The 25,382-nt window shown below is 71.1% G+C and carries 24 protein-coding genes; 17 read left to right on the forward strand and 7 right to left on the reverse strand.

All coding sequences use genetic code 11. The features are described 5' to 3' along the window. The first annotated feature begins 58 nt into the window (after positions 1 to 58). Genes ACZ4FH_RS27680 through ACZ4FH_RS27695 form a run of 4 tightly spaced genes read left to right on the forward strand, consistent with a single transcriptional unit; the run spans position 59 to position 5,227 of the window. Positions 59 to 1,216, forward strand: coding sequence for a sugar ABC transporter substrate-binding protein (locus ACZ4FH_RS27680; protein ID WP_467308205.1), 1,158 nt, complete (start codon positions 59 to 61; stop codon positions 1,214 to 1,216). Beyond that, positions 1,213 to 2,829 carry a sugar ABC transporter ATP-binding protein gene (locus ACZ4FH_RS27685; protein WP_467308206.1) on the forward strand — a complete coding sequence of 539 codons (1,617 nt, stop codon included), beginning with the start codon at positions 1,213 to 1,215 and terminating at the stop codon, positions 2,827 to 2,829. The genes ACZ4FH_RS27680 and ACZ4FH_RS27685 overlap by 4 nt, the downstream gene beginning before the upstream one ends. Beyond that, positions 2,826 to 3,872, forward strand: a complete 1,047-nt coding sequence (locus ACZ4FH_RS27690; protein WP_467308208.1) for an amidohydrolase family protein — start codon at positions 2,826 to 2,828, stop codon at positions 3,870 to 3,872. Before ACZ4FH_RS27685 ends, ACZ4FH_RS27690 begins: the two co-directional genes overlap by 4 nt. A gap of 29 nt (positions 3,873 to 3,901) precedes the next feature. Then, a complete protein-coding gene (locus tag ACZ4FH_RS27695; RefSeq protein WP_467308209.1) occupies positions 3,902 to 5,227 on the forward strand; it encodes a DUF3500 domain-containing protein in 1,326 nt (441 codons plus the stop codon). Between the two features lie 12 nt (positions 5,228 to 5,239). Here ACZ4FH_RS27695 and ACZ4FH_RS27700 read toward each other — a convergent pair whose 3' ends face one another. Next, positions 5,240 to 5,899 carry a GntR family transcriptional regulator gene (locus ACZ4FH_RS27700; RefSeq protein WP_467308211.1) on the reverse strand — a complete coding sequence of 220 codons (660 nt, stop codon included), beginning with the start codon at positions 5,897 to 5,899 and terminating at the stop codon, positions 5,240 to 5,242. 49 nt (positions 5,900 to 5,948) lie between these two features. Between ACZ4FH_RS27700 and ACZ4FH_RS27705 the strand changes: the two genes are divergently transcribed. From ACZ4FH_RS27705 to ACZ4FH_RS27720, 4 genes are read left to right on the forward strand one after another with little or no spacing between them, the layout of a single operon-like run. Then, positions 5,949 to 6,689 carry an RraA family protein gene (locus ACZ4FH_RS27705; protein ID WP_467308212.1) on the forward strand — a complete coding sequence of 247 codons (741 nt, stop codon included), beginning with the start codon at positions 5,949 to 5,951 and terminating at the stop codon, positions 6,687 to 6,689. Beyond that, entirely contained in the window at positions 6,686 to 7,396 is a 711-nt protein-coding gene (locus tag ACZ4FH_RS27710) for a GntR family transcriptional regulator (protein ID WP_467308213.1), read from the forward strand. Before ACZ4FH_RS27705 ends, ACZ4FH_RS27710 begins: the two co-directional genes overlap by 4 nt. 2 nt (positions 7,397 to 7,398) lie before the next feature. After that, positions 7,399 to 8,184 carry a 2-oxo-hept-4-ene-1,7-dioate hydratase gene (gene hpaH / locus ACZ4FH_RS27715; RefSeq protein ID WP_467308215.1) on the forward strand — a complete coding sequence of 262 codons (786 nt, stop codon included), beginning with the start codon at positions 7,399 to 7,401 and terminating at the stop codon, positions 8,182 to 8,184. Further along, on the forward strand, positions 8,169 to 8,975 hold the full coding sequence (locus ACZ4FH_RS27720) for an HpcH/HpaI aldolase family protein (RefSeq protein ID WP_467308216.1): 807 nt from the start codon (positions 8,169 to 8,171) through the stop codon (positions 8,973 to 8,975). Before hpaH ends, ACZ4FH_RS27720 begins: the two co-directional genes overlap by 16 nt. A 168-nt stretch (positions 8,976 to 9,143) precedes the next feature. On the opposite strand, the gene ACZ4FH_RS27725 is transcribed toward ACZ4FH_RS27720, so the two are convergent. Then, positions 9,144 to 10,586 (reverse strand): amidase, encoded by a 1,443-nt coding sequence (locus ACZ4FH_RS27725; protein WP_467308217.1) that lies wholly within the window; start codon positions 10,584 to 10,586, stop codon positions 9,144 to 9,146. Between the two features lie 90 nt (positions 10,587 to 10,676). Here ACZ4FH_RS27725 and ACZ4FH_RS27730 point away from each other — a divergent pair, with 90 nt between their 5' ends. Continuing rightward, positions 10,677 to 11,312: a TetR/AcrR family transcriptional regulator gene (locus ACZ4FH_RS27730; RefSeq protein WP_467308220.1), complete on the forward strand. Its 636-nt coding sequence runs from the start codon at positions 10,677 to 10,679 to the stop codon at positions 11,310 to 11,312. 135 nt (positions 11,313 to 11,447) lie between these two features. Here the strand turns inward: ACZ4FH_RS27730 and ACZ4FH_RS27735 are convergent, their stop codons facing one another. Further along, entirely contained in the window at positions 11,448 to 12,359 is a 912-nt protein-coding gene (locus ACZ4FH_RS27735; RefSeq protein WP_467308222.1) for a helix-turn-helix transcriptional regulator, read from the reverse strand. Between the two features lie 265 nt (positions 12,360 to 12,624). Between ACZ4FH_RS27735 and ACZ4FH_RS27740 the strand changes: the two genes are divergently transcribed. The 4 genes from ACZ4FH_RS27740 (at position 12,625) to ACZ4FH_RS27755 (ending at position 16,997) form a co-directional block, all read left to right on the forward strand. After that, positions 12,625 to 13,641, forward strand: coding sequence for a zinc-dependent alcohol dehydrogenase family protein (locus ACZ4FH_RS27740; RefSeq protein WP_467308223.1), 1,017 nt, complete (start codon positions 12,625 to 12,627; stop codon positions 13,639 to 13,641). Positions 13,642 to 13,680: 39 nt separating this feature from the next. Then, complete coding sequence (locus ACZ4FH_RS27745; protein WP_467308224.1) at positions 13,681 to 14,091, forward strand: (R)-mandelonitrile lyase; 411 nt, start codon at positions 13,681 to 13,683, stop codon at positions 14,089 to 14,091. A gap of 578 nt (positions 14,092 to 14,669) precedes the next feature. Beyond that, complete coding sequence (locus tag ACZ4FH_RS27750) at positions 14,670 to 15,941, forward strand: multidrug effflux MFS transporter (protein WP_467308225.1); 1,272 nt, start codon at positions 14,670 to 14,672, stop codon at positions 15,939 to 15,941. Positions 15,942 to 16,007: 66 nt separating this feature from the next. After that, on the forward strand, positions 16,008 to 16,997 hold the full coding sequence (locus ACZ4FH_RS27755) for an aldo/keto reductase (protein ID WP_467308227.1): 990 nt from the start codon (positions 16,008 to 16,010) through the stop codon (positions 16,995 to 16,997). Positions 16,998 to 17,058: 61 nt separating this feature from the next. On the opposite strand, the gene ACZ4FH_RS27760 is transcribed toward ACZ4FH_RS27755, so the two are convergent. Continuing rightward, positions 17,059 to 17,937: a helix-turn-helix transcriptional regulator gene (locus ACZ4FH_RS27760; protein WP_467308228.1), complete on the reverse strand. Its 879-nt coding sequence runs from the start codon at positions 17,935 to 17,937 to the stop codon at positions 17,059 to 17,061. A 157-nt stretch (positions 17,938 to 18,094) separates the two neighbouring features. Here ACZ4FH_RS27760 and ACZ4FH_RS27765 point away from each other — a divergent pair, with 157 nt between their 5' ends. Next, positions 18,095 to 19,030 (forward strand): NADP-dependent oxidoreductase, encoded by a 936-nt coding sequence (locus tag ACZ4FH_RS27765; protein WP_467308229.1) that lies wholly within the window; start codon positions 18,095 to 18,097, stop codon positions 19,028 to 19,030. Positions 19,031 to 19,201: 171 nt separating this feature from the next. On the opposite strand, the gene ACZ4FH_RS27770 is transcribed toward ACZ4FH_RS27765, so the two are convergent. Further along, positions 19,202 to 21,382: an MMPL family transporter gene (locus tag ACZ4FH_RS27770; protein ID WP_467308231.1), complete on the reverse strand. Its 2,181-nt coding sequence runs from the start codon at positions 21,380 to 21,382 to the stop codon at positions 19,202 to 19,204. 4 nt (positions 21,383 to 21,386) lie between these two features. Beyond that, positions 21,387 to 21,602 carry a hypothetical protein gene (locus tag ACZ4FH_RS27775; protein WP_467308233.1) on the reverse strand — a complete coding sequence of 72 codons (216 nt, stop codon included), beginning with the start codon at positions 21,600 to 21,602 and terminating at the stop codon, positions 21,387 to 21,389. Between the two features lie 182 nt (positions 21,603 to 21,784). On the opposite strand from ACZ4FH_RS27775, the gene ACZ4FH_RS27780 reads away from it, so the two are divergent. Both ACZ4FH_RS27780 and ACZ4FH_RS27785 read left to right on the forward strand, forming a co-directional pair. Continuing rightward, on the forward strand, positions 21,785 to 22,954 hold the full coding sequence (locus ACZ4FH_RS27780) for a sensor histidine kinase (RefSeq protein WP_467308234.1): 1,170 nt from the start codon (positions 21,785 to 21,787) through the stop codon (positions 22,952 to 22,954). Then, entirely contained in the window at positions 22,929 to 23,600 is a 672-nt protein-coding gene (locus ACZ4FH_RS27785) for a response regulator (RefSeq protein WP_467308236.1), read from the forward strand. Before ACZ4FH_RS27780 ends, ACZ4FH_RS27785 begins: the two co-directional genes overlap by 26 nt. A gap of 138 nt (positions 23,601 to 23,738) precedes the next feature. On the opposite strand, the gene ACZ4FH_RS27790 is transcribed toward ACZ4FH_RS27785, so the two are convergent. After that, positions 23,739 to 24,356, reverse strand: a complete 618-nt coding sequence (locus ACZ4FH_RS27790) for a TetR/AcrR family transcriptional regulator (RefSeq protein ID WP_467308237.1) — start codon at positions 24,354 to 24,356, stop codon at positions 23,739 to 23,741. 159 nt (positions 24,357 to 24,515) lie between these two features. On the opposite strand from ACZ4FH_RS27790, the gene ACZ4FH_RS27795 reads away from it, so the two are divergent. After that, a complete protein-coding gene (locus ACZ4FH_RS27795; RefSeq protein ID WP_467308239.1) occupies positions 24,516 to 24,968 on the forward strand; it encodes an iron chaperone in 453 nt (150 codons plus the stop codon). Positions 24,969 to 25,382 lie beyond the last annotated feature (414 nt).

Consider the following 25,382-nt stretch of genomic DNA (forward strand, 5'->3'; position numbering starts at 1 on the left):
GGACACCCCCACCCCCCACCTCGCCCATTCCACTCAGAGCAGACAACGGAGTTTCGCCATGAGCCCTGTACGTCCCACCCCGTGGAGAAGCGGCCGAGTCTGGGCCGCGGCCGGAAGCGCCGTCCTTCTCGCCGGCTCCCTCGCCGCCTGCGGTGGCGACTCCGAGGAGAAGGCATCCGCCACGGGTCCCGCGTCGGCCGTCGACGCCGGGCTGGCCACCGCGATGAAGCCGCTGGACTCGTACCCCGTACCGGCGGCGAAGCTCGACGGAACCGCCTCCGTCGCCGGCCGGACGATCTTCTACATCCCCATCACCAAGCAGGCCCCGCAGTTCACCACCACCGAGAAGACGCTCACCGCCGCCGCGAAGGCCGCCGGTCTGCGCGTCCAGGTCTGCGACGGCAAGGGCACGCCGACGGACATCGGAGGCTGTATAGGCCAGGCGACGGACGCCGGGGCGGCGGCCGTCGTCGTGGATGCCGTCCCGTACGCACTGGCGGCCAACGGCCTCGACGCCGCGCAGAAGGCCGGCATCCCGGTCGTCATCAGCAATCAGGTACCCGACCCGGCCCACCCGGCCTCGAAGACGCTCACCTGGGTGCCGGTCCCCGGCGGTGAACAGCAGAGCCGCCTCTTCGACTGGATCGCCTCGGACTCCAAGGGCAAGGCCCGCATCCTGATCAACCAGAGCTCCGACGGCCCGTCACCCGCGAGCTACGTCGCCGCCGGCACGTCCACGCTGGCCAAGAGCTGCCCCGACTGCACGGTGACGGTCAACAAGGTCACGTCCTCGAACTTCGCGCTGATCCCGTCCTCGACCAGTGCCGCGCTGCTCAAGGACCCGGCCATCACCTACGTCGACTCACAGTTCGAGCAGTACCTGCAGCCGACCCAGGGCGGCGTCCAGCAGACCTCGCGCACCGACATCAAGGTCGTCACCGGATCCGCTTCCCTCGGCGGGATGAAGGCCCTCGCCTCCGGCTCACCCGTGGCCGTCACCGCCCAGGCCGCGGCCTTCCAGGGCTGGGTGAACACCGATGCGGCACTGCGTCTGATCCTCGGCAGGCCGGTGCCGGAGTACACCATCCCGACCCGGCTGTTCACCAAGGACAACATCGGCGACGTCAAGCTCACCGAGGAGGCCGAACTCTCGGGCGAGTGGTTCGGCCCCGCCACCTTCACCGACGACTTCAAGAAGCTCTGGGGCGTCTCGTGAGTGCGTCCCGGCCCTCGGCGACCACCGAGCAGGACGCCCTCCGGCCGGTTCCCCGGCTCGCGGTCGAGAACACCGGCATCACCTTCGGCGGCGCCAGGGTGCTGCGCGACGTCACCATGGACGTGAGCCCCGGAGAGATCCACGCCCTCATCGGGCAGAACGGTTCGGGCAAGTCCACCCTCGCCAAGATCCTCACCGGCCTCTACCGCCCCGACCCCGGCAGCCGCGTCCTGGTCGACGGCGTCGACCTGCGGCTCCCGGTCCGGCCGGACGAGTCCCGCGCCGCCGGTGTCGCCGTCGTGCACCAGAGCCTCGGTCTCGTCCCGGACGCCACCGTGCTGGAGAACACCCGCCTCGGCCGGCTGAAGGGCTCGCGCTTCCTCCGCCGTATCGACTGGAAGGCCGAGACCGCGGCGACCCGGGCCGTCTTCGAACGGCTCGGCTCGGGCCGGATCCCCCTGAACGCCAAGGTTGCCGACCTGCACGAGGACGAGAAGGCGGTCGTCGCGATCGCCCGTGCCGTGCAGGACCTGGAGGACGGCGGCGGACTCGTCGTCTTCGACGAGTCGACGCGTGCTCTCGGCCGCGAGGCGCTCGAGCGCTTCTACACCCTGCTCGACCGCATCGTCGCCACCGGAACGTCGGCCCTCCTCATCACCCACCGCCTGGAGGAGGTCGTCGAGGCCGCCGACCGGGTCACCGTGCTCCGCGACGGTGAGATCGTCGTGGCGGGCCGGACGGTGGACGGCATGACCAAGTCCGATCTCGCCCACCTCATGCTCGGGCGCGAGGTCGAGGGCCTGGAGCACCGTCCGGCCGTCGAAACGCCGGCCGGCGCAGCACCCGTCGTGGTCGGCGGCCTCGCCGGGCGCAACGTCCGTGAACTGTCCCTGTCCGTCCGGCCGGGCGAGGTCGTCGGCGTCACCGGCCTCAGCGGGTCGGGTCACGACGACGTGCCCTACCTGATCAGCGGCGTCACCAGGGCGGACCGAGGCACCGTGACCCTGCCCACGGGCCGGGTGGCGGTCCAGGACCTGTCGCCCGCCGAGGCGATCAGGAACGGCATCGCGCTCGTCCCGGAGAGCCGCGAGGCGGCGGGACTCTGCGGCGCGATGACCGTGACGGAGAACATCTCGTTCCCGCGGACCTGCTCCGTCCGTGCCCTCGGTGCGCTGAAGTCGCTCGACGGCGCGGACGAGAAGCGGCGCGCGGCCGAATGGATCGAGCGCCTCGACGTGCGGCCGCCGCGGCCCGACGCGGTGCTCAGGAACATGAGCGGCGGAAACCAGCAGAAGGTCCTCCTGGCCAAGTGGCTGGCGACCGACCCGTCGCTGCTGGTGCTCCACGAACCCACCCAGGCGGTCGACGTGGGGGCGCGCAAGATCATCGTCGAGGCGGTCCGCGACGCCGCCCGCGAGGGCCGCGCCGTCCTGGTCGCCGGGTCCGACGAGAACGAGCTGGCACTGCTGTGCGACCGCGTTCTCGTCTTCGAAGAAGGCGTCGTCAGAAGAGAACTGACGGGCGAACTCACACCGGACGCCATCGTCCGGGCCATCTACACCAGCGGTTCGCGCACGAGACTGCGCGAACGCACCACGCGAGGAGCGTCATGACTGTCGTCGACATCAACATCCACCACCTGCCCGAGGACCTCTTCACCAACGAGAAGATCCTCAACGGCTTCCTCAACAGCGCACCGCGCGGCTTCGGCGAGATCGCCCGCGTCATCACCATGGAGGACGGCAGGAAGCAGCTGGTCCTGGAGAAGCCCGAGGGCTACCCCAACCTCAACTACGTCGAGGGCGACTACTCGACCGAGGCCAAGCTGAAGGCCATGGACGACGCCGGCGTCGACTACGGCATCATGCGCGTCCCGGTCTGGCAGGAGTGGCTGGGCCTCGAGACCTGCAAGGCGGTCAACGACAACGCCGCCAAGATCGTCGCCGAGTCCGACGGCCGGCTCTTCTCCACCGCCTGCGTCCCGCCGTGGGGCGGCAAGGAGAACGTCTACGAGCTCGAACGCTGCCTCGACAACGGCGCCGTCGGCGTCCAGCTCGCCTGCCACTACGGCCAGATCTACCTCGACGACGAGGCGTTCAAGCCCTACCTCAAGGTGCTCAACGACAAGAAGGTCCCGGTCATCGTCCACCACACCCCGCTCCCGGTGGAGTGGAAGTCGGTCATCGACTACCAGAACTTCCGCCGCGAGTACGGCCGCATCATCGACCAGGGCATCGCGGTCGGGCGCGAGCTCTTCAGCGGGATGTTCGACGAGTTCCCCGACCTCAAGTTCACCCACACGATGCTCGGCGGCAACTGGTTCGCCGCCACCGCCCTGCTCACTCCGCACGCGCCCAAGGCCGGCGAGGCCATGCAGCGCCTGTCGACGACCGGCGGCGACAAGATCAAGCAGTACCTCGACAACAACATCTTCTTCGACCTGACCCACCCCCACTCGTGGGGCAGGATCCAGGTCGAGGCGGCCCTGAAGATCAACGGGGCCGATCACTACATGTTCGGCTCCTCGTTCCCCGTGTTCCGCTCCTGGATGAGCCAGGGCGTCGACTTCGTCCGGAACGAACTCGACATCAGCGACGCCGATCGCGAGGCGGTGCTGTACGGCAACGCCAAGAAGATGTTCAACCTCCCGATCTGACCCGACCGGTCCCGGAACAGAGCGAGATCATGAGCGCCGCACCTGACGAGGACATCGACGGCTTCTTCTCGACCGCCCGCACATCGGGCCGGGAGGAGGCGGTCGAACTCACCGACGAGAGCTACCGCACCTTTCTGCCCGACCTCGACGATCCCGGGCTCGCCGAGGTCCGCGGGATGACCTACGAGGAGTTCGCCCAGAACCGCTACCGGGCGCCCTTCCTGAACGATCTCCTCTCCTCCTGGGACGGCCTCTACCGGGAGCCGTTCGTCGGGCTCACCTCCGACGGCGTGGTGCGCGAAGGGCTCTACGCCCTGCCCGCGGCCCCGCCGTCGGACACCGGAGGCGGGCCCTCCCGGGCGGCCCGCCGCCTCCTTGCGATGCTCACCCCGGGTGAGCTGGAGGCGGTGCGGTACGCCATGGACGCACCGCAGTGGCGGGCGTGGAGCAACCCCGAGTTCATGGTCTACCGCGTGGGGCTGCGGATGGAGGTGCTCGCCGACGAGAAGAGGACGGCGATCCACGACGTCCTCCGCGCCTCGCTGAGCCCCGAGGGATACGACCGGGTCTCGGGCGCGATGGAGCTCAACGGCCACCTCGGCGAGCTGGTCGGCCTGCCCACGGTCATGAACCGGCACAGTTACTGGTTCTCGGTCTTCGGCGACCCGTCCGGCGGGAACCGGGGCGAGCCGTGGGGCTGGCAGCTCTTCGGCCACCACGTGGCCGTCAACTTCGTCTCCGTGGGCGGCAGGCACGTCATCGCGCCCGTCTTCCTCGGCGCCGAGCCCGCGCTCATGGACGACGAGGGACGTGAACGGGAGCCGCTCTTCGCCGAGCGCGAGCGCCGCGCGCTCGAACTGGCCGGCTCCCTGACGGCCGCCCAGCGCCTCCGGGCCGTCGTCTACGCGTCCGTCCTCGACCCGGCGATGCCGGAGGGACGCGTGCACCCCGCCGACGAGCGGCACGTCGCGGGCGCGTTCCGCGACAACCGGGTCGTCCCCTACGAGGGCATCCGCGCCGGGCGGCTCGACGACGCCCAGCGCGGCCTGCTCCGCCGCGTCGTCGCCGATTTCCTGAGCCTGCTGGTCGAGGGGCAGCGCGAACTCGCCCTCGCGGAGTACGACGCGCACATCGACGAGACACGGTTCGCCTGGTACGGCGCGACGGACGGATCGCAGCCGTTCTACTTCCGGGTGCACAGCCCCGTGCTGATCTGCGAGTTCGACGACCACGCCGGGGTGTGGCTGAACAACAGGCTGCCCGCGCGGTTCCATGTGCACACGACGCTGCGCCACCCCAACGGCAACGACTACGCCAAGGCGCTCATCGCGCGGTGGCGGGAACGGGGCGAGTGACGCGTGCCCGGTTCAGATCCGGTTGTCGGGCAGGCTCGCCTCGTACTGCGTGACCGCCTCGATGGTGTTGATCTCGTGCTGCTTGGCGGCCGCCTCGATGGCTTCGGACGACGCCCCGGACTCGATCAGTTCGAGAATGCCCTCGTGCTCGGCGATGGCGGCCTCGGCCCGGCCGGGGGCGTACCAGAAGGCAGACCTGCGGACGACCTCCAGCCGCGCCCACTCGTTGTCGACCATGTCGACGAGGCGGCGGTCGGGGCAGCGACAGGCGAGCAACTGGTGGAACCGCCGGTTGAGCCGGCCGAAACGGGCCGGGTCGAAGGCGGCCAGGGCCTCCTTCATCTGACGGTCCAGCGTATGGGCCGTCGTGAGGTCGGCCTCGGTCAGATGGGGCGCCGACAGCGCCGTCGCGTAACCCCCGAGGCGAGCCACGATGTGCAGGCCCCGCTGCCAGGCGTCGGTGTCGAACGTCGCCACCAGCGCGCCGACGTTGGGCACGATCTCCACCCAGCCCTCGGCCTCCAGCCGGCGCAGCGACTCGCGCCACGGCACGGAACTGATGCCGTGCTCACGCACCAACTGGTCGATGACCAGGCGGTGTCCGGGGCCGTATGTGCCGTTCATGATCCTTTCCTTGAGGATCACGAATGCCTGTTCGGTCTTGCTCGCCATGCAGCAGATCCAACCACAATTCCGTACACGATGTTGAAGCGAGACCACTTTGAACACCACGTCCGAATCGTCCCTGACCCCGGAGCTGCGGGCGAAACTCGCGTCGGTCCCCGTCGCCGGGCTCTCGGCCCAGCTGCGCCGCAAGGGCCTCGAAGGCGTCTTCGTCGACGGTGTCCGCCCCCTCGTCGCGGGGCAGACCTTCGTCGGCACCGCCCGTACCCTGCGTTTCGTTCCTTTCCGTGAAGACCTCTTCAGGAGCCACGGCGGGGGATACAACGCGCAGAAGCGCGCCTTCGACACCGTGGCGGAGGGGGAGGTCCTCGTCATCGAGGCGCGCGGCGAGCGGGGAGCGGCCACGCTCGGGGACGTCCTCGCCCTCCGCGCCCACGCCCGGGGCGCCGCGGCCGTCGTCACCGACGGAGGGGTGCGCGACGCCGAGGCCGTCGCCGCCGTCGGCATCCCGGTCTTCACGGCCGGACCGCATCCGGCCGTGCTCGGCCGCAGGCACGTGCCGTGGGACGCCGGCCTCACCATCGCGTGCGGCGGTGCCACCGTGCAGCCCGGGGACATCCTCGTCGGCGACGCGGACGGCGTCGTCGTGATCCCGCCGGGTATCGCGGAGGACATCGCCGATGCCGCGATCGCCCAGGAGGAGGAGGACGGCTGGATCGCCCGGCAGGTCGCCGACGGGCACCCCGTGGAAGGGCTCTTCCCGATGAACGCCGACTGGCGGGCGAAGTACGACGCGGACCGCTCCGGCCGCTCCGAGACGGCGCGGGCCACCTCGTGACCCGGACCCGGCCGACGCCGGCCACGAGCAAGTCGCAGATCGCCCAGGAGTGGATCCGCGGCCAGATCACGTCCGGGGCGTTCGGCCCCGGCTACCGCCTCGTCCTGTCGACGCTCGCCGCCCGGCTCGACATGAGCGTGGTTCCGGTCAGGGAGGCCATCAGCCACCTCACGGCCGAGGGGCTGGTGACCTTCGAGCGCAACGTCGGCGCGAGTGTCGCCATGGCCGATCCGGACCGCTACATCCACGCGATGGGGGTCATCACCGTGCTGGAGAGCGCGGCGACGGCGCTCTCGGCTCCCCACCTCACCCCACGGGACCTGGCGCGGGCCCGGGAACTCAACACGGCGATGCGCGGCGCGCTCAGCGACTTCGACTCCCGGCGCTTCGGCGCGCTCAACCAGGAGTTCCACCACACCCTCTACTCCAGGTGCCCCAACCCCCGGCTCCTGGAGATGGTCGACGCGGAGTGGTCCCGGCTGGGCCATCTGCGCGACTCGATCTTCGGGTTCGTCCCCCACCGGCCCCGGGAGTCGGTGGGGGAGCACGACGACCTGCTCGCCCTCATCGAGGGGGACGGGACGCCCGACCGGATCGAGCAGGCCGTGCGCCGCCACCGCACCGGCTCCCTCGACGCCTTCCGCACCCACCGGACCCACGGCGCACACGGTTCCCCCCGGGGCGACCGTGTCGATCAAGGAGCCTGACGATGCTTTCCGACCCGATCCTCGCCGGTCTCGCCGCCGAGCTCGACAGGGCACACACCGACCGCGTCGTACTGCCCCGGATCACCGCCCGGTACCCCGAGGCGACCGTGGACGACGCGTACGCCGTCCAGGCGCTCTGGCGCGACCGGCGGATCGCGGCCGGCCGCCGCCTCGTCGGCCGCAAGATCGGCCTGACGTCCAGGGCCATGCAGGCGGCGACGGGCATCTCGGAGCCCGACTACGGCGTGATGTTCGACGACACCGTGTGGGAGAACGGCGCGCTCGTGCCGTTCGACGCCTTCTCCAACGTCCGCGTCGAGGTCGAACTCGCCTTCCTGCTCAAGGCGCCGCTGGAGGGTCCGCACTGCACGGTCTTCGACGTGCTCCGCGCGACGGAGTACGTCGTCCCGGCGCTGGAGATCCTCAACTCGCACCTGGAACTCGAGGGGCGGACGATCGTCGACACCATCGCCGACAACGCCGCCTACGGCGGACTGGTACTCGGCGGCGCCCCCGTCGCGCCCGACGCGGTGGACCTCCGCTGGATCTCCGCGCTGCTGTACCGCAACGAGACGATCGAGGAGACCGGCGTCGCCGCCGGTGTGCTCAACCACCCCGCCACCGGAGTGGCGTGGCTCGCCAACAAGCTCCACCAGCACGGCACCGCGCTCGCCGCGGGAGAGCTGATCCTCGCCGGATCCTTCACCCGGCCGATGTGGGTGCAGCCCGGCGACTCGGTGCTCTGCGACTACGGAACGATGGGAACGATAACGTGCAGCTTCCGGTGAACCTCCCCGCGACCTTCCGCGAGGCGCTCGCAGCCTCCGACCGCCCCCTGATCGGCATGTGGGTGTGCAGCGGCAGCCCGCTCGCCGCCGAGATCTGCGCGGGCGGCGGCCTCGACTGGCTGCTGATCGACATGGAGCACGGACCCAACCAGCTCGAATCCGTGTGCGCGCAGCTCCAGGCGGTCTCCACCTACCCGGCCACCCCGCTCGTCCGCGTACCGGGCCTGCTGCCGGTCATGATCAAACAGGTCCTCGACCTCGGCGCCCAGAACATCCTGATCCCGATGATCGACACTCCGGAACAGGCCGAGGAGGCCGTACGGGCCGTGCGCTACCCGCCGCGCGGCAACCGCGGGGTCGGGTCGGCCCTCGCGCGATCGGCCCGGTGGAACCGCGTCGAGGACTACCTGGCCCGCGGGGACGAGTACGTCTCGCTCTTCGTCCAGATCGAGTCTGCCGCCGGCGTCGGCAACGCCGCCGAGATCGCCGCGGTCGACGGCGTCGACGGGGTCTTCGTCGGTCCGTCCGACCTCGCCGCGTCGATGGGCCTGCTCGGCCTGCAGACCCACCCCGACGTGGTGGCCGCGGTCGGACGCGCCTTCGAGGCCGTCCGCGGCGCGGGCAAGCCCGTCGGTGTCAACGCCTTCGACCCCGCCGTGGCGTCGGCCTATCTCGACCGCGGAGCGTCGTTCGTCCTCGTCGGCGCCGATGTCGCCCTGCTCGCCAGAGGTTCCGAAGCCCTGGCCGAGCGGTACGCCGGAGAGCACGGCCGGGGCCGCGCGGGCACGTGAAGGAGCCGCCCCGTCGCACCCGCCCGTGAGCGGGTCCGCGCCGTCGGGCTCCGGCCCGACGAGCCGAGAGGTGACTCGCCGGGCACCGAGCGGCGGGGCGCGGATGCCGCCTCCCGCACGCCGCTCGTCGACCGCCGGCCGTGTCTTCGCCCCCTGCGGTGGCTCCGCCTACCGCAGGGCGGCCGGGGTTTCGGAGCGAGGGCTGATCGGCGTGAGCACACCGAGGCGGTCCTCGATCTCCTGGGCGGCGGCCAGGCACAGGTCCTCCCGGAACGCGCGCCCGATGATCTGTACACCGGACGGCAGGCCGTCGCCGAGTCCGGTCGGTACAGCGACCGCGGGCACCCCCACAAAGCTGGTCACCGTGCACAGGCGCATGCCCTGGGCGACCCGTTCACGCCCCGCTCTGTCGCGGGACTCCAGTCCCGGCTCCACGGGCGGCTCGGTGAACACCGGGCCGAGCAGCAGCGGATACTCGTCCAGGAATTCTGCCCATGTGCGGCGGATGCCGAGCCAGGTCCCCATCAGCTTCGTGAGCTCGGCGGCGTTCGCGGGCGGAGTCTTCTCCATGGCCATCTGGATGAAGCGGTCTCCGCCGTCGCCGAGCAGTTTCCGCACCACCGGCCAGGTCGGCGCGAATTCGGTCACGGTGATCCGGCCGTACGCCTCAAGTGCCTCGTCCAGCCGCGGAACATCCGGGACCTCCCGTATGTCGTACCCGGCGTCGCGCAACGCGTCCGCTGCCGCCGTGACGGCCGCGCGGACCGTGGGGTGGACGCCGTGGCCTCCGGGGTCGGCGACGACCGCGACCTTGACCGGCCCCGGCAGCGGTTCGCCGTAGAGGGGCACGGGTACGGCCCGCGGGTCCCGGGGGTCGGTCCCCGAGAGCGCCTCGTAGGCCAGCCGCAGATCGGCGACCGTACGGGCCAGGGGCCCGTCGGTGACCAGCATCTGTGAGGCCGCTCCCGGGTCCTCGGGGCCGAGGACGCGGTGGTCGGCGGGGAACCGCCCGGTGGTCGGCTTCAGCCCCGTCACGCCGCAGAACGAGGCGGGGATCCGGACGGATCCGCCGGAATCGTTTCCGAGTCCCATCGCGGCCATGCCGGTGGCGACGGCCACTCCGTCACCGCCGCTGCTGCCCCCCGGGGTCCGGCTCCGGTTCCACGGGTTGGCGGTGTCGCCGAACAACTCGCTGCGGGTGTGCATCCCGGCCAGGACCAGGGTGGGCATGTTGCTGTGGCCGATCGGTATCGCTCCTGCCGCGCGGAGCCGGGCCACGGGGGGTGCGTCGGCCGGAGCCACCAGGTCGCGGAAGCGTGACGTTCCGAGTGTGGTCGGCACCCCTTCGACGGCGGTGGTCTCCTTCACCGTGAACGGCACGCCGGCCAGCGGCCCGAGGTCTTCGCCCGCTGCCCGCCGCCGGTCCGCGTGTGCCGCGGCCTCGCGGGCCCGCTCGGCCATCAGCTGCGTGACCGCGTTGACCTGCGGGTTGACCTCCGCAATGCGGTCCAGGTGGCTGCCGACCAGCTCGACCGCCGATATCTCCCCACCTCGGACCGCCTCCGCCTGAGCGGCGGCCGTCATTGCCCACAGGGCGTCCTGCCTGATCATCGCGCTTCCCATCCCTCTGCCGACGTACTCGTGGCCGAACCCTAACCCAGAAGTGATACGATCGTATCGGAATAAGGAGGCTGTCCGACCATGCCCAAACAGGTGGACTACGAAAGCCGACGCCGCCGGATCGCCGAGGCCGTCTGCCTTCTCGCCGACGAACACGGGCCGCAGGGGGTGAGCATGCGCGACGTCGCCGCCCGCGCGCAGGTCTCCCTGGGCGCCGTCCAGCGCTGCTTCCGCAGCAAGGAGGAGATGCTCCTCTTCGCCGTCGACCACGTCGGCGAACGCATCACCGAACGTGTGAGGACCCGCCTGACCGCAACCCCGGCCCAGTCGGCCGCCACCGCGCTGAGCCACGCGGCCGACGAGATCGCCCTGCTCCGCGAAGAACACCGCGCCGAAGCACGGATCTGGCTCGCGTTCATCGCTCAGGCCGCCGTCAGCGAGCCACTCGCCGGCCCGCTGAGAACCAGCTACACGGCCCTCCGGGACCTTCTCGTCCGCCTCATCACAGAGGCCACCGACAACGGCCCGGCCGGCGAAGGCGCTACGCCACCCGACCCTCGGCACGAGGCTCACGCTCTGCTCGCCCTCGCCGACGGCCTCACCACCCATGTACTCATAGGCCACTTGACCGCAGAGGAAGCCGAGGAAGTCCTCCACACGCATCTGGCCGGTCTCTGGGAACGCGTCGGCACCGACCGCCCCCGAACGGCCGACTGAAATCCAGGGCACGCAGCCCCGCAGAGCGGCCGGCCGGCCCCGCTGCCGGCCGATGCCCAGGTGAGCCGGCCGGGTGCGGGCGTACGGCCGGAACTTCCCGGTCGAGCGGAAGGAAGCCGTGCGGCGCACTGAGGATCAGGACGATGCCGCCGGGCCGGCCGGGGGCATCTCGGAGAGCGGCGCCGAGGTGTTCTCGGTGGCGGCCCAGGAGGCGAGCAGGCGGAGGGCCTCCTCGGAGGGGGAGCCCGGTTCGGCGGTGTAGACGGTCATGTGGAGGCCGGGTTCGGCGGCGAGATCGAGGGCCTCGAAGGCGAGGGTGAGGTCGCCGACGATGGGGTGGCGGAAGCGTTTGGTGCCGGTGCCGTGGCGGCGGACGTCGTGGGCGCCCCAGCGGGTGCGGAAGTCCTTGCTACGGGTGGACAGCTCGCCGATGAGGTCGTGCAGGTCCTTGTCGTGGGGGTCGCGGCCGGCTTCGCGGCGCAGTATGGCGACCGCCATGTCGGCGAAGAGGTCCCAGTCGGGGTAGAAGCGGCGGGTGGCGGGGTCGAGGAACTGGAACCGGGCCAGGTTGGCCTGGTTGTCGGGGTTGGCGAACAGGTCGGTGTAGAAGGCTCGGGCCAGGGGGTTGGCGGCCAGGACGTCCATGCGGCCGTTGGTGACGACCGCGGGCCCCGCGGTGATCGCGTCGAGGGTCCACTGGAGGCTGCGGTGCGCCTTCCACTGCCGGGGGGCGGCGCGGCGGCGGGGGCGGGTGAGGGCGTCCGTGCCGTCGGCGGCCTGGGCCAGGTGCAGCAGATGGGCGCGTTCGGCGTCGTCGAGCTGGAGGGCGCGGGCGAGGGCTTCGAGGACGGCCGGGGAGGCGCCGGCGAGGTTGCCGCGTTCGAGTTTGGCGTAGTACTCGACGCTCATGTCGGCCAGGGCCGCGACCTCGCTCCGGCGCAGTCCCGGTACCCGGCGCCGGGTACCGGCGGGCAGGCCCGCCCGCTCGGGGCTGATCTTCGCGCGCCGCGAGGTGAGGAACTCGCGGACCTCCTCGTGGTTGTCCATGTCTTCGACGGTACGGCCCGCCCACCGCGAAAGGGATGCACTGCCAGTACACGTCTCACTGGTGACTCGCTGCCCTCCGGAATCGGCGGTTACCTGGAATCCGGGCACTCCCCGGGCGGCACAGCCGCCCCCCAGGCCCGCCCCCGGCCGCACAGCGGCACGGGCCGCCAGGCCCTCGGGCGCTCCGGTTCGTTTCCGAGCGGCCGGGGCCGATTCCGAGGACCGCCAGGTGTGCGGCCTCTTCGACGAACGGAAGGTTCTCCCCATGCGCGGTGCAGTGATCCACGCTCCCGGCGACGTGCGCTTCGAGTCGCTGGACGATCCGAAGATCCTCAAGCCGACCGACGCGATCATCCGGACGGCCGTCACCTGCGTGTGCGGCTCCGACCTGTGGCCCTGGCGCGGCCTGGACGAGACCACCGACCCGCATCCGATGGGCCACGAGTACGTCGGGTTCGTGGAGGAGGTCGGCTCCGAGGCCCCCGGCCTGCGGCCCGGTCGGTTCGTCGTCGGCTCCTTCGCCACCTCGGACAACACGTGTGCCAACTGCCGCAACGGTTTCCAGTCGCACTGTCTGCACCGTGAGTTCATGGGGACCTGCCAGGCCGAGTACATCCGCATCCCGAACGCCCAGGGCACCCTCGTGGCCCTCGACGAGACCCCGGACGAGTCGCTGTGGCCGGGCCTGCTGGCCCTGTCGGACGTCATGGGCACCGGCTGGTGGGCCGCCGACGCAGCCGAGGTCCGCCCCGGCTCCACCGCCGTCGTCGTCGGCGACGGCGCGGTCGGCCTGTCCGGCGTCATCGCCGCCAAGGAGATGGGGGCCGAACGGATCATCGCCATGTCCCGCCACGAGTCCCGGCAGAAGCTGGCCCTCGCCTTCGGCGCCACCGACATCGTCACCGAGCGTGGCAAGGAGGGCGTCGCCCGGATCAAGGAGATGACCGGCGGCACAGGCGCCGACTCCGTCCTGGAATGCGTCGGCACCTCCCAGGCCATGAGCCAGGCACTGCACTCGGCCCGCCCCGGCGGCAACGTCGGCTTCGTCGGCGTCCCCCACGACGTCGCCATCGACGGCGAGGAGCTGTTCTACTCCCACGTCGGCCTGCGCGGCGGCCCCGCCCCCGTACGCCGCTACCTCCCCGACCTCATCGACCGCGTCCTCACCGGCCGCATCGACCCGGGCAAGGTCTTCGACCTCACCCTCCCGCTGGAGCAGGTCGCCGAGGGCTACCGCGCGATGGACGAGCGCCGCGCGATCAAGACCCTCCTCAAGCCCTGAACCACCCACACCACCCGTTCTCCCGCGAAGGATCCCGCCGTGCAGATCACCCGCAGTTCGATCACCACCGTCAAGGGCCCGGCCGACTGGTTCACCGGCGACGTCTACATCGACGCCGTCGCCGCGGCTCCTGCCCCCTCCCGGGTCACCGCCAACCTGGTGCACTTCATGCCGGGGGCCCGCACCCACTGGCACCGCCACCCACTCGGCCAGACCGTCTTCGTCACCGAGGGCGTCGGCCTGTGCCAGCGCCGCGGCGGACCGGTCGAGGTCATCCGCCCCGGCGACCGCGTCCTGTTCGAGGCCGGTGAGGAGCACTGGCACGGAGCCGCCCCGGACCGCCTGATGGTCCACCTCGCCATCAACGAGGGCGACGTCGACCACGATGTCGTCCACTGGCTGACCCCCGTCACCGACACCGAGTACGCCGCCGCTCCCACCGCCGGCTGACACCACCCCGTTCAGCCGCCACCAGCCCCGAACGAGGAACCCCTCTCCTGCGCGTGGACGCCTACGCCGCCCCCGTCGCGGGCCGTCCCCTGGTCCCGACCATCATCGGCACCTTCGCCGAGGCCGGCCCCGACGGCGACGGCACGCACACCCAGGGCGGGCATCACCCCCTGCGCCCCCCCTACGCCCCGCTGCGCCGCCGGGGCGCCGGGGCCCCGGCCCCGGCAAGAAGATCGCGGTCGTCGGCACGGGCGGGCGGGCCACGTGGCCGTCAAGCTCGAACGGTTTTCTCCTCGGCCACCGCCACCACCGCTTCGTCATCGACACCGCCACCCTCACCTGCCCCACGTACACACCCTGACCGCTCGCGGGCCCCGGTACGGCCGTGCCCGAGAGGACCGGAGCTCGCATCAGGACACCAGGACCGGCTGCGCCTGGCATGTACTGCCGGTACATCCCTCCACAGAAACTCCCTGACCTGGGCGAAAAGCGGTTGCCTGGAAGCGGTGGAGTTCCGGCGGCGCCCCACGGACCGCCGTCCGAAGCCCTCTTCCTCGTCCTCATCGCATAGGAGCCCTGTGAGCACCCCCCAGATCACCGAAGCGCCGCGTGAGCGGCGGGCCGGCCGTGCCCTGGCCGTCGTCCTGGCGCTGCTGACCGTCTTCGGGCCGATCTCGATGGACCTGTACCTCCCGGTCCTTCCCGCCCTGACCGCAGACCTGGGCGCGGCGACGTCGACCGCGCAGCTGACGGTCACGGCCTGCCTGCTCGGCCTCGCGCTCGGGCAGGTCGTCGCGGGGCCGCTGTCGGACCGGCTGGGCCGCCGTCGCCCGCTGCTGATCGGCGTCGCCGCGTACATCATCACCGCCGTGCTGTGCGCCCTCAGCCCCAGCGTGGAGACGCTGGTCGCGGCCCGGTTCCTCCAGGGCCTCGCCGGCGCGGTCGGCATCGTGATCGCCCAGGCCGCGGGCCGCGACCTGTACTCCGGCGCGAAGCTCGTGCGGTACTACAGCCGCCTGACCGTCATCGGCGGGCTCGCCGCGATCATCGGGCCGGTCCTGGGCGGACAGCTCGCCGCCGTCACCGACTGGCGCGGCCTGTTCCTCTTCCTCTCGGCCGCCGGTGCGGCCATCCTCGTCGCCGTCCTGGTCGTCTTCCGCGAGACCCTGCCCGCGCGGGAGCGGACCACCGGCGAGTTCCGTCAGACCGGCCGCGACTTCCGCCGCCTGCTGTCCGACCGGGTCTTCCTCGGCGCCGTCCTCGTCATCGGCTTCGTCTACGCCGCGCTGTTCGCCTACCTCAGCGGCGCCACCTATGTCCTGCAGGGCATCTACGGCCTGTCCCCGCAGGGCTACTCCTACGCCTTCGGCCTCAACTCCCTCGGGTTCATGGCCTTCGGCTTCATCGCCGGCCGCCTGTCCGGCCGCTGGTCGGAGAAGGGCACCCTGGCGATCGGCCTGACGATGTCCCTGGCCGGTGCGGCCGGCGTCCTGGTCACCGCGCTCGCCCCGCTCCCGCTGCCCGCGATGGTCGTCTCCCTGTTCGTCCTGGTCAGCGGCGCGGCCACGACGACGCCCCCGGCCACCTCCCTGGCTCTTTCGGGCTACCCCGACATCGCCGGCACGGCCTCCTCGCTCCTCGGCCTGGCCCAGTTCGCCTTGGGCGGGCTCGCCGCGCCGCTCGTCGGCCTCGGCGGCGCCGGCACCGCCGTACCCCTCGGTCTGGTCGCCATCGCCGCCACCGGCCTCGCGGCCGTGGTCTACGCCGTGACGATCCACCGCCGCACCCGGACACCCGGACGTGAGATCGCCCGGAACGAACCGCTCGACGGGGTGACGGCAAGCCTCTGACCTGCCCCTTCCTCGCACGACGGGTACGTATCCGTCCCGACCCCCTTTGAAGAAAGGCTGATGATCATGCAGTACACGCACCTCGGCCGCAGCGGCCTGAAGGTCGGCCGTCTCGCGCTGGGCACCATGAACTTCGGCGACGCGACCGACGAAACCGAAAGCTTCAGGATCATGGACGCGGCGGTGGACGCGGGCATCAACCTGTTCGACACCGCAGACGTCTACGGCGGCCCGCAGACCCCCGACATGGAGCAGGGCTTCGGCCTGTCCGAGGAGATCATCGGCCGCTGGCTCGCCCAGCTCGGCGGCCGGCGCGACAAGATCGTGCTGGCGACCAAGCTGTACCAGCCGATGGGCCCCGGACCGAACGACAAGTACCTGTCCGCCTACAAGATCCGCCGGGCCGCCGAGGCCAGCCTGCGCCGGCTCCGGACCGACCACATCGACCTCTACCAGATGCACCACATCGACCGGTCGACTCCGTGGGAGGAGATCTGGCAGGCGATGGAACAGCTCGTGCGCGAGGGCAAGGTCACGTACATCGGCAGCAGCAACTTCGCCGGCTGGCAGATCGCCACCGCCCAGAACGCCGCCACCGCCCGCACCTTCATGGGCCTGGTCTCCGAGCAGAGCCTCTACAACCTCACCGCCCGCACGATCGAACTCGAAGTCGTCCCGGCCCTGCGGCACTACGGCATCGGCCTGATCCCGTGGAGCCCCCTGGCCGGCGGCCTGCTGGGCGGCGTCCTGAAGAAGCTCGAAGGCGGCCGCCGGACCACCCCGCGGATGCAGCAGACCATCGAGCGGTACCGGCCGCAGCTGGAGGCGTACGAGAAGCTGTGCGCCGACCTCGGCGAACAGCCCGCCGACGTCGCCCTGGCCTGGCTCCTGCACAACCCCGTCCTGACGGCCACCGTCATCGGCCCCCGCACCGCCGACCAGCTCGCCACCAGCCGACGCGCCCTGGACATCACCCTGTCCGCCGAGACACTGGCCGAGCTCGACGAGATCTGGCCCGGCCCCGGCGGCGAAGCCCCCGAGGCATACGCCTGGTAACCACGCCCACAGGCCCTGCCGATCGACCCCGAAAGCCCGTCCGCGAGGACAGGCGATCGGTTCAGCCGGTGGACGAGATGTCGGTGTCCTGCTCCTGGCCGTCGGTGGCGGACCAGCTCGCGAGGAGTCTGAGGGCGTCCTCGGAGGCGCTGTCCGGGCGCGCGCTGTAGACGACGACGCCGAGTCCGCCTTCGAGCCGCATGCTCTCGTGGTCGAGTTCCAGGTCGCCGACAACCGGGTGGCGCAGGCGCTTGGTGCCCTCGCGGAAGACATGGACGTCGTGGGCGCCCCACATCGTACGGAAGACGTCACTGCGGGTGCACAGCTCGCCGATGAGGTTCGACAGTTCCTTGTCGTAGGGGTTCTTGCCGGCCGCGACGCGCAGGACGCCTACGGACTCGTGGGTGACGCGTTCCCAGTCGGCGTAGAACTGCCGGGCGGCGGGGCTGAGGAACGCGAAGCGTGCACTATTGGCGCCGGCGGTGGGGTCGGCGTACATCGGCGCGAACAGAGCCCGGCCCAGCGCGTTGGTGGCGAGGGTGTCGAGGCGGTCGTTCTTCACGAAGGCCGGCAGGTGCGGCATGCCCTCGATGATCCGCGTCACGCTCGGCCGGACGACCGGGCGGGACTCGCGGCGCTTCGCCTGCGCCCTCGGGGCGGGGCCGGCGGTGCGGGCGAGGTCGTACAGGTGCATGCGCTCGGTGTCGTCCAGGCGCAGGGCCCTGGCCAGGGCGTCCAGGACGCTCTCGGAGACTCCCTTGAGGTTGCCGCGCTCAAGACGGGTGTAGTACTCGACGCTCACTCCGGCGAGCATCGCGACCTCGCCGCGGCGCAGTCCGGGTACCCGCCGCAGGCCGTACACCGGCAGTCCCGCCTGCTCGGGGGTGATCTTGTCGCGGCGGGATCGGAGGAACGTGCTGACTTCATCCCGATGGTCCATATCGCCAGCGTAGGCAGCACGCGCGGCGGGTGGGGGGCCCTGCCGGTACCCCTCACAGCGCGGACTCCCTCCATCCGGCCGATATCGGTTGTATCGGACGTGGCCGAGTGGAACGTACTCAGATGTACGCCCAAGATCACGACGAGTGGAGTCATTCATGAAAGCCGTAGGACTGACCGAGTTCGGCGGGCCCGAGGTGCTGCGGATGCTGGACCTGCCGGTGCCCGAGGCCGGACCCGGGCAGATCCGCGTCCGGGTGACCGCGGCGGCCGTCAACCCGGTCGACTCGCTGGTACGCAGGGGTATCGCGCACGTGTCCGGCATCGAGCCGCCCTACGTGCCCGGGATGGACGCGGCCGGCGTGGTCGAGGAGATCGGCGAGGGAACCGACACCCCCCTGCGGGTCGGCGATCGCGTGATGGCGGTCGTGGTCGTCTCCGGCACACACGGCGCCTACGCGGAGCACATCGTCGTCCCCGCCGAGTCCGTCGTGCGCACACCGGAGGGCTTGAGCGACGCCGAGGCCGCGACGCTCCCGATGAACAGCCTGACGGCCCGGATGGCGCTGGACCTGCTGGATCTGCCCGAGGGCGCGACCGTCGCCGTCACCGGCGCCGCCGGCGCGGTCGGCGGCTGCGCGGTGCAGCTGGCCAAGGCGGACGGGTACCGGGTGATCGCGGATGCGGCGCCGAAGGACGAGCGACTGGTCAAGGACCTGGGTGCCGACGTGGTCCTGCCACGCGGGGCCGAGTTCTCGGATTTGGTGCGGCAGGAAGTACCGGGCGGGGTCGACGGCCTGATCGACACCGCGGGTATCGCCGGGCAGGCGCTCCGTGCGGTGCGCGACGGAGGCCGGGCCGCGTCCTCGTCCATGGCCGGCGCGAACACGAGTGAACGCGGCATCGCCACGCAGAACACCTTCGTCCCGCACTACGCCCGCGAGCACGCCAAGCTCGTCCGCATCCAGCAGCTCGCGGAGGAGGGGCGGCTCGTCGCGCGCGTGGCCAAGGCCCTGCCGGCCGGGGAAGCCGTCGAGGCGCACCGCTTGCTGGAGGCCGGCGGTCTGCGCGGGCGCGTCGTCCTCACCTTCTGACATGTGCTGCGACCGGCGCGACCCCGTCGTCGCCCGCCCCGTGCCTGCTCGTCTTCCAGCGACGCGCATGAGAACGACACGCAACAAGCCGAGCCGCTGGCCGCCCAAATCGTCGAGGAGGCTTCGACAACAGGCTTGAGCGCGGATAACCGGGCTGTGCCGGGCCGCGGGTCAGTTCTGTTCGGGATGCTCGATGGATACCTTGGGCAGCTTTCGGTCCAGCCATCCGGGCAGCCACCAGGCCCGCTTGCCGAGCATCTGCATCACCGCGGGGACGATCAGGCATCGGATGACCACCGCGTCGAGCAGGATCGCGACGGCCAGGCCGAGACCGAACTGCTGGAGCATGCGGTCCGGGCTGAGGACGAAGGCTCCGAAGACGAACATCATGATGGCCGCGGCCGCGGTGATGACCTTGCCGGTCGACGCGAGCCCTTCCCGCACGGACTGGGCCGGATCCCTGGTGCGCGTCCATTCCTCGTGGATTCGGGAGACGAGGAAGACCTCGTAGTCCATGGAGAGTCCGAAGACGATCGCGAAGATCAGCGCGGGAATGAACGCCTCGATGGGACCCGGCTGTGCTCCGAACCAGCCGTGCTGGAACACGAGGGTGATCACCCCGAGTGCGGCGGAGATGGACAGCAGGTTGAGGATCGCCGCCTTGACGGGGATCCAGACCGACCGGAAGACGAGCAGGAGCAGGAGTGAGGAGATGCCGACGACCACGGCGACGAACAGGGGCAGCCGGTCGGAGAGTGTCTCGGAGACGTCCTGGGAGGCGGCCGTGGCACCGCCGACCAGTACCTCGGCGCCGGTGGCGTGTTCGAGGGGCGGGGCCACGTCGTCGCGCAGGTGGTGGACGAGGTCCACGGTTCCCTCGGCCTGCGGGGAGGTCGTCGGGTAGACGAAGACGGTGGACAGGGCGCCGTCCTTGGAGAGCATCGCCGGACCGGCCTCGGCAACGCCGTCGGTGGTGGCGAGCTTGGCCTGGACGGTTTTCCCCGCGCTCTGGTCGCCCTTGACCAGCACGATGAGCGGACCGTTGAAGCCGGGGCCGAAGCCCTCGGCGAGCAGGTCATACGCTTGCCGCGACGTGCTGTCCCTCGGGGTGTTGCCGGCATCGGCGAAGCCCAGGCGCATGCCGAGAGCCGGTGCGGACAGGGCCAGCAGGGCGATCACGCCGGCCAGCAGGGTCGGTACGGGGCGGCGCTGCACGGCGCGGGCCATGGCGCGCCAGCGGTTGCCCTCGGTCTTGCCCTTCGCGGAGGCCTTGGCCTGCTGCCCCAGGACATGGCGCTGGATGCGCCCGCCGAACAGGGCGAGGAGTGCGGGCAGCAGCACCAGTGAGGCGGCCATCGTGATCAGCACGGTGATGGCCACCGCGAGGGCGATGCCCTGCAGCGAGCCGAGTCCGAGAGCGACGAGACCGAGGAGCGCGACGATGACCGTGCAGCCGGCGAAGAAGACCGTGCGGCCCGCCGAGTCGAGGGCCTTGAGGCCGGCTCCGGCGGGCTGCGCACCGGCCAGGAGTTCGTGGCGGTACCGGTAGAAGATCAGCAGGGCGTAGTCGACGCCGACACCGAGCCCGACGAGCATCAGGATGGGCGGGGTGAAGTCGGCGACGGTGAAGATGTGCGAGGCCAGGGCGATCAGCCCGATGGCGCCGCCCACCGCGAACAGCGCAGTGATCAGCGGCAGCGAGGCCGCGAGCAGCGAGCCGAACAGCAGCACCAGGATGACCAGCGCGGCCACGATCCCGGCGAGTTCGGCGGTCGGCGGATCCTGGTCCTGCGCGTTGCGCGCGGCCTCGCCGCCCACCTCGACCCGGAGGTCGGCGGAGGCGATGTGCCGGGCGACGTCGATGACCTCGGCGACGTCCTCCTTGGGGACCTCCTCGGTCTTTCCGTCGAGCGTGACGGACGCGTAGGCGATCGTGCCGTCCTTCGAGATCGCCGAGGCATCGGCGAAGGGGCTGCGCACGTCGGCGATGCCCGCCATCTCCTTCACCTCGGCCAGCATCGGCTCGATGCGGGCTTTCGCGCTCTTGATGCCCGCGGCGTTCTTGAAGACGATCTCGACGCTGTCGCCCGCCTGGTCGCTGCCGTGCTCCTTGAACAAGTCGGTGGCGGCCTGGGAGTCGGTTCCGGGCAGCGTGAAGTCGTTCCTGTAGGCGGACCCGGCCGCGGTGGAGCCCAGCGTGATGACAGCAAGGACGGCCACCCACAGGGCAAGGGCGGCCCAGCGATGACGTTGCGCCCAGCCCGCCAGGGCGCCGAACCGGCCGGCGGGCGCGGACGACGCATCGGACGGGGGCGGGGTGAGGGACGCGGTGGAGCCGCGGGGGGAGGACATGGGCCTACCTCGAATTCGAGCGAGTGCTACCTGGATCCGTCGCCACGCCCACCACCGCCCCGGCGAGCGCGGGGACACCGAGCGCGAGCCCGGCGAACGCGCCGCCGACCGTGATCGAGAAGGTTCCGGCGGCGGTGATCAGCAGAATCCCGGCCGCGGTACCCACCAGTGCGCCGACGACGGCAGCACTGATCCGGGTGGGAGCAAGGGGCGACGACATGCCCTCGATCCTGCTGGCGCCCACCGGATGCGGGCGTCGGCCCACGGCAGACACTCGGCCGCGACCGATGTACTCCAGCGGATGTACACCCCGGGCCACCGCGTACACCCCTGGCACGCACCCTCGCCTCAAACCGTCACATAAGGCGCGGTGCGGTATCCCTGGCCGGGCAGAATGAAGCAGTGATCCACCTCGATGCCACCCGCTTCCGCCTGCCCACCGGGCGCCACGCCGACCTGGCACTCGCCGGGATCGTGCTCGTGCTGTGCGGGGTGGCCGAAGGGCAGCGGCTCGGCGCGCAGTGGCACGCGAACGCCTCCCTGATCGCCTCCTGGCTCCTGGCGGTACTGGTGTGCGCGGCGCTGCCGCTGCGTCGCCGCCATCCGGTGGCGGTGGGCTGGTTCACCGTGCTCGGTACCGGCGCCTACCACCTGCTGAGCACGGTCGACGGCCCTCTCGTCGTCATCCCGATCGCCGCCCTGTACGCGCTGGCGGCACAGGGGCGGATCCAGGTGTCGGTCGCCCTGGCCGCGATCATGGTCATCGGCGTGGGGACGAGCACGCTCGTCGGCACCGGCGACGTCACCGGTACAGCGGTCTTCATGCTCACCGGCTGGCTGATCGCGGTACTGGCGCTGGGCGCGATGCGCCACGGCCGGCTCGCCTACGCCGAAGAACACGGCAGACTGCGCGCCACCCAGGAACGACTGCGCATCGCCCGCGAACTGCACGACGCCGTCGGCCACACCATGTCCATGATCCACGTACAGGCATCCTCCGCCCTGCACCGGATGCCGAAGAACCCCGACCTGGCACAAGAGGCGCTGACCGCCATCAAACAGAGCAGCAAGGACGGCCTGCAAGAACTGCGCGCCACACTCGGCGTGCTGCGGCAGGCCGACGAAGCGGCTCCCACCGCCCCCGCGCCGGGGCTCTCCCGGATCGGAGAGCTGATCTCTCCAGCGAAGCGGGCGGGCCTGGACGTGCGCATCGAGCGCCACGGCACCGTGGCGCCGCTGCCCGCAGCAGTGGACCTCGCCGCGTACCGCATCGTGCAGGAGTCCCTGACCAACGCCGTCCGGCACAGCGGCGCCCGCCACGTCGTCATCGGCCTCCACCGAGGCGAGCGGGAAGTGACACTCAGCGTCACCGACGACGGTCACGGCGCGGCCCGTCCTCCGCACGGCAGCGGCCTCGCCGGCATGACGGAACGCGTACATGCCCTGGGCGGAACACTGAGCGCCGCCACCGGCCCCGCGGGCGGATTCACCGTCCGGGCCCGGCTACCGTTCCCAGACCACCACGAGCCGATCGGCGGAGCAGCTGATGATCCGGATTCTGCTGGCGGATGACCAGCGCCTCGTACGCGCGGGGATCCGCGGCATCCTCGACGACGAGGACGACCTGCACGTGGTCGCCGAGGCCGCCGACGGGCACACCGCCCTCACCGCCTGCCGCGAACTGCGTCCCGACGTCGTCCTGATGGACATCCGCATGCCCGGCATGGACGGACTCGAAGCCGCCCGCCGCATCACCGCCGACCAGCACCTGACAGCGGTGAAGGTGGTCATGCTGACCACGTTCGACCTCGACGAGTACGTGTACGGCGCGCTGCGCTCCGGCGCCGCAGGCTTCCTCCTCAAGGACACCGAACCCGACGAACTCCTGCGCGCAGTCCGCGTCGCTGCGCAAGGCGATGCACTCATCAGCCCCTCCATCACCCGCCGCCTCATCGCCGAATTCGCCAACCGCCCCGTCCACGCCCGCAAACCCGATCACCGCCTCGACGCGCTGACCAGCCGCGAACGCGAAGTCATGCGACTGATCGCCTCCGGCTTCACCAACGCGGAAATCGCCGCACAACTGGTGGTCTCCCCACTGACCGCGAAGACTCACGTGAGCCGCATCATGGCCAAACTCGGCGCACGGGACAGATCCCAAGTCGTGGTCATGGCCTACGAATACGGCATGGTCAGCCCCGGCTGGCTTGACGACTAGGCCGACACCTGGCGCCAAACGCCCAGAGTCGCGCGTTCTCGCCATCCAGCTCGCACCGCTCTGGGTTTCCGATTCGAGCCAGGGTTCGGTGGTGGTGTGCGGCGTCGGTCCCGAGGCCCGTCCATGCTTCCTTGGGGTTCAGCGGGCTGAACCGGGTGGATCCGTCCGGTGGTTGGTCGCGTATGCGGCCATGAACATGTCGAGCAGTCCGTCGACCGCGTCCTCGTCGACGGGGCGGGTGGAGAGGAGGCTGCGGTAGTACAGGGCGCCGCAGAGGATTTCGGCGGCGTGTTCCAGGGGGGCGTCCGCGGTGAGTTCGCCGGTGTGCTGGGCGCGGGTGATCCGGTCGAGGGTGCGCTGCTCGACGGTGGTCAGGAAGCGTTCGTGCAGGGTCGCTCGCAGGGCGGGGTCGGACTGTGCCTCGGCGATGAGCGCGCGGTAGACGGGGCCGATCGGCGGGCTGGACAGGGCGAGGGCCGAACGGAGGAACTGCTCGCGCAGATCCGCGCGGACGTCGCCCGTGTCCCGGTAGTCCAGGTCGTTGGTCCATGCCCGGCTGAGTGCGTCGAGCAGCAGGGCCGGCATGGCGGGCCAGCGTCGGTAGACGGTGTGCTTGCCGACCCCGGCCCGTCGGGCGACGGCCTCGATGTTCAGCCCCGCGTAACCGGTCTCCGCGGCGAGAGCGAGGGTCACCTCCAGCAGCTCTTCGGTGCGTGCGGCGCCCCGGCGCCTGGGTGCGGAGGGCGTGGTGGCCATGCGCTCAGCTTAACGGCACGGGGCGTGCCGTTGACAATGCCGAGGTCACCTGCCAGATTCACCCTCTATCGGCACGCCGCGTGCCGATAGAGGGTGGTGGTGCGCCGCCGCCTTCTTGCGCCCGGGATCCGGCATCAGGATCCCCAGGAAGGAGATTCCATGAGCGCCACCACCACCGGCGGACGCGAGGAGTTCACGGCCGAGGAGCGGGCCGCGATGAAGAGCCGCGCCCAGGAGGTGAGGACGGCGGCGCGCCGTGGCTCGCGTGCGGACAAGGCGGCGGAGGCCGTACGGGACGTGCTCGCCAGGATCGCCGAGATGGGGGAGGCGGACCGGATCATGGCCGAACGCGTCCACGCCGTCATCACCGCCGAGGCCCCGGCGCTCGCGCCGAAGCTCTGGTACGGGATGCCCGCCTATGCGCGGGACGGGAAGGTCGTCTGCTTCTTCCAGAGTGCGGAGAAGTTCAAGGCCCGTTACGCGACGCTCGGGTTCAGCGACCAGGCCGCGCTGGACGAGGGTGACATGTGGGCGGCCGGATTCGCGCTCACCGGCGTGACGGACGAGGTCGAAGCGCGGATCGCCCTGCTGGTGAAGCGGGCGGTGGGCTGACCGGTTGCGGTGGGGGTGTCGTCGTCTGCATGGCGGGCTCGGGGTCCCCGACGGGCCCCCGGCCGGGCGTCGGTCACCCGGGGCCGGCTTTCTGCCGCTGCGGTGCGGAGGGGTTCTCCTTCGGGGGGTTCCAGGGCTATCGTCCCGACGACATGAAATCTACCAGGTGGTAGAAAACGAGCGGTGTCGTGGAGCACGCCGATCGGATCCGGGTACTCGACGGTGGGCCGGAGGTGCGTCCGTGTTCCCGTTGCTCTGGAAGGGGTTCGCATGGTCCGTACGTCGCGGGGGGGGGGGGGGGGGGGGGGGGGGCGCGGGGGGGGGGGGGGGGGCGCGCGGGGGGGGGGGGGGCGGCCGGCGGGGGGGGGGGGGGGGGGGGGGGGGGGGGGTGTTTTTTTTTTTTAGTTGCGGCCG

The sequence above is a fragment of the Streptomyces sp. NPDC024555 genome (assembly GCF_055559335.1).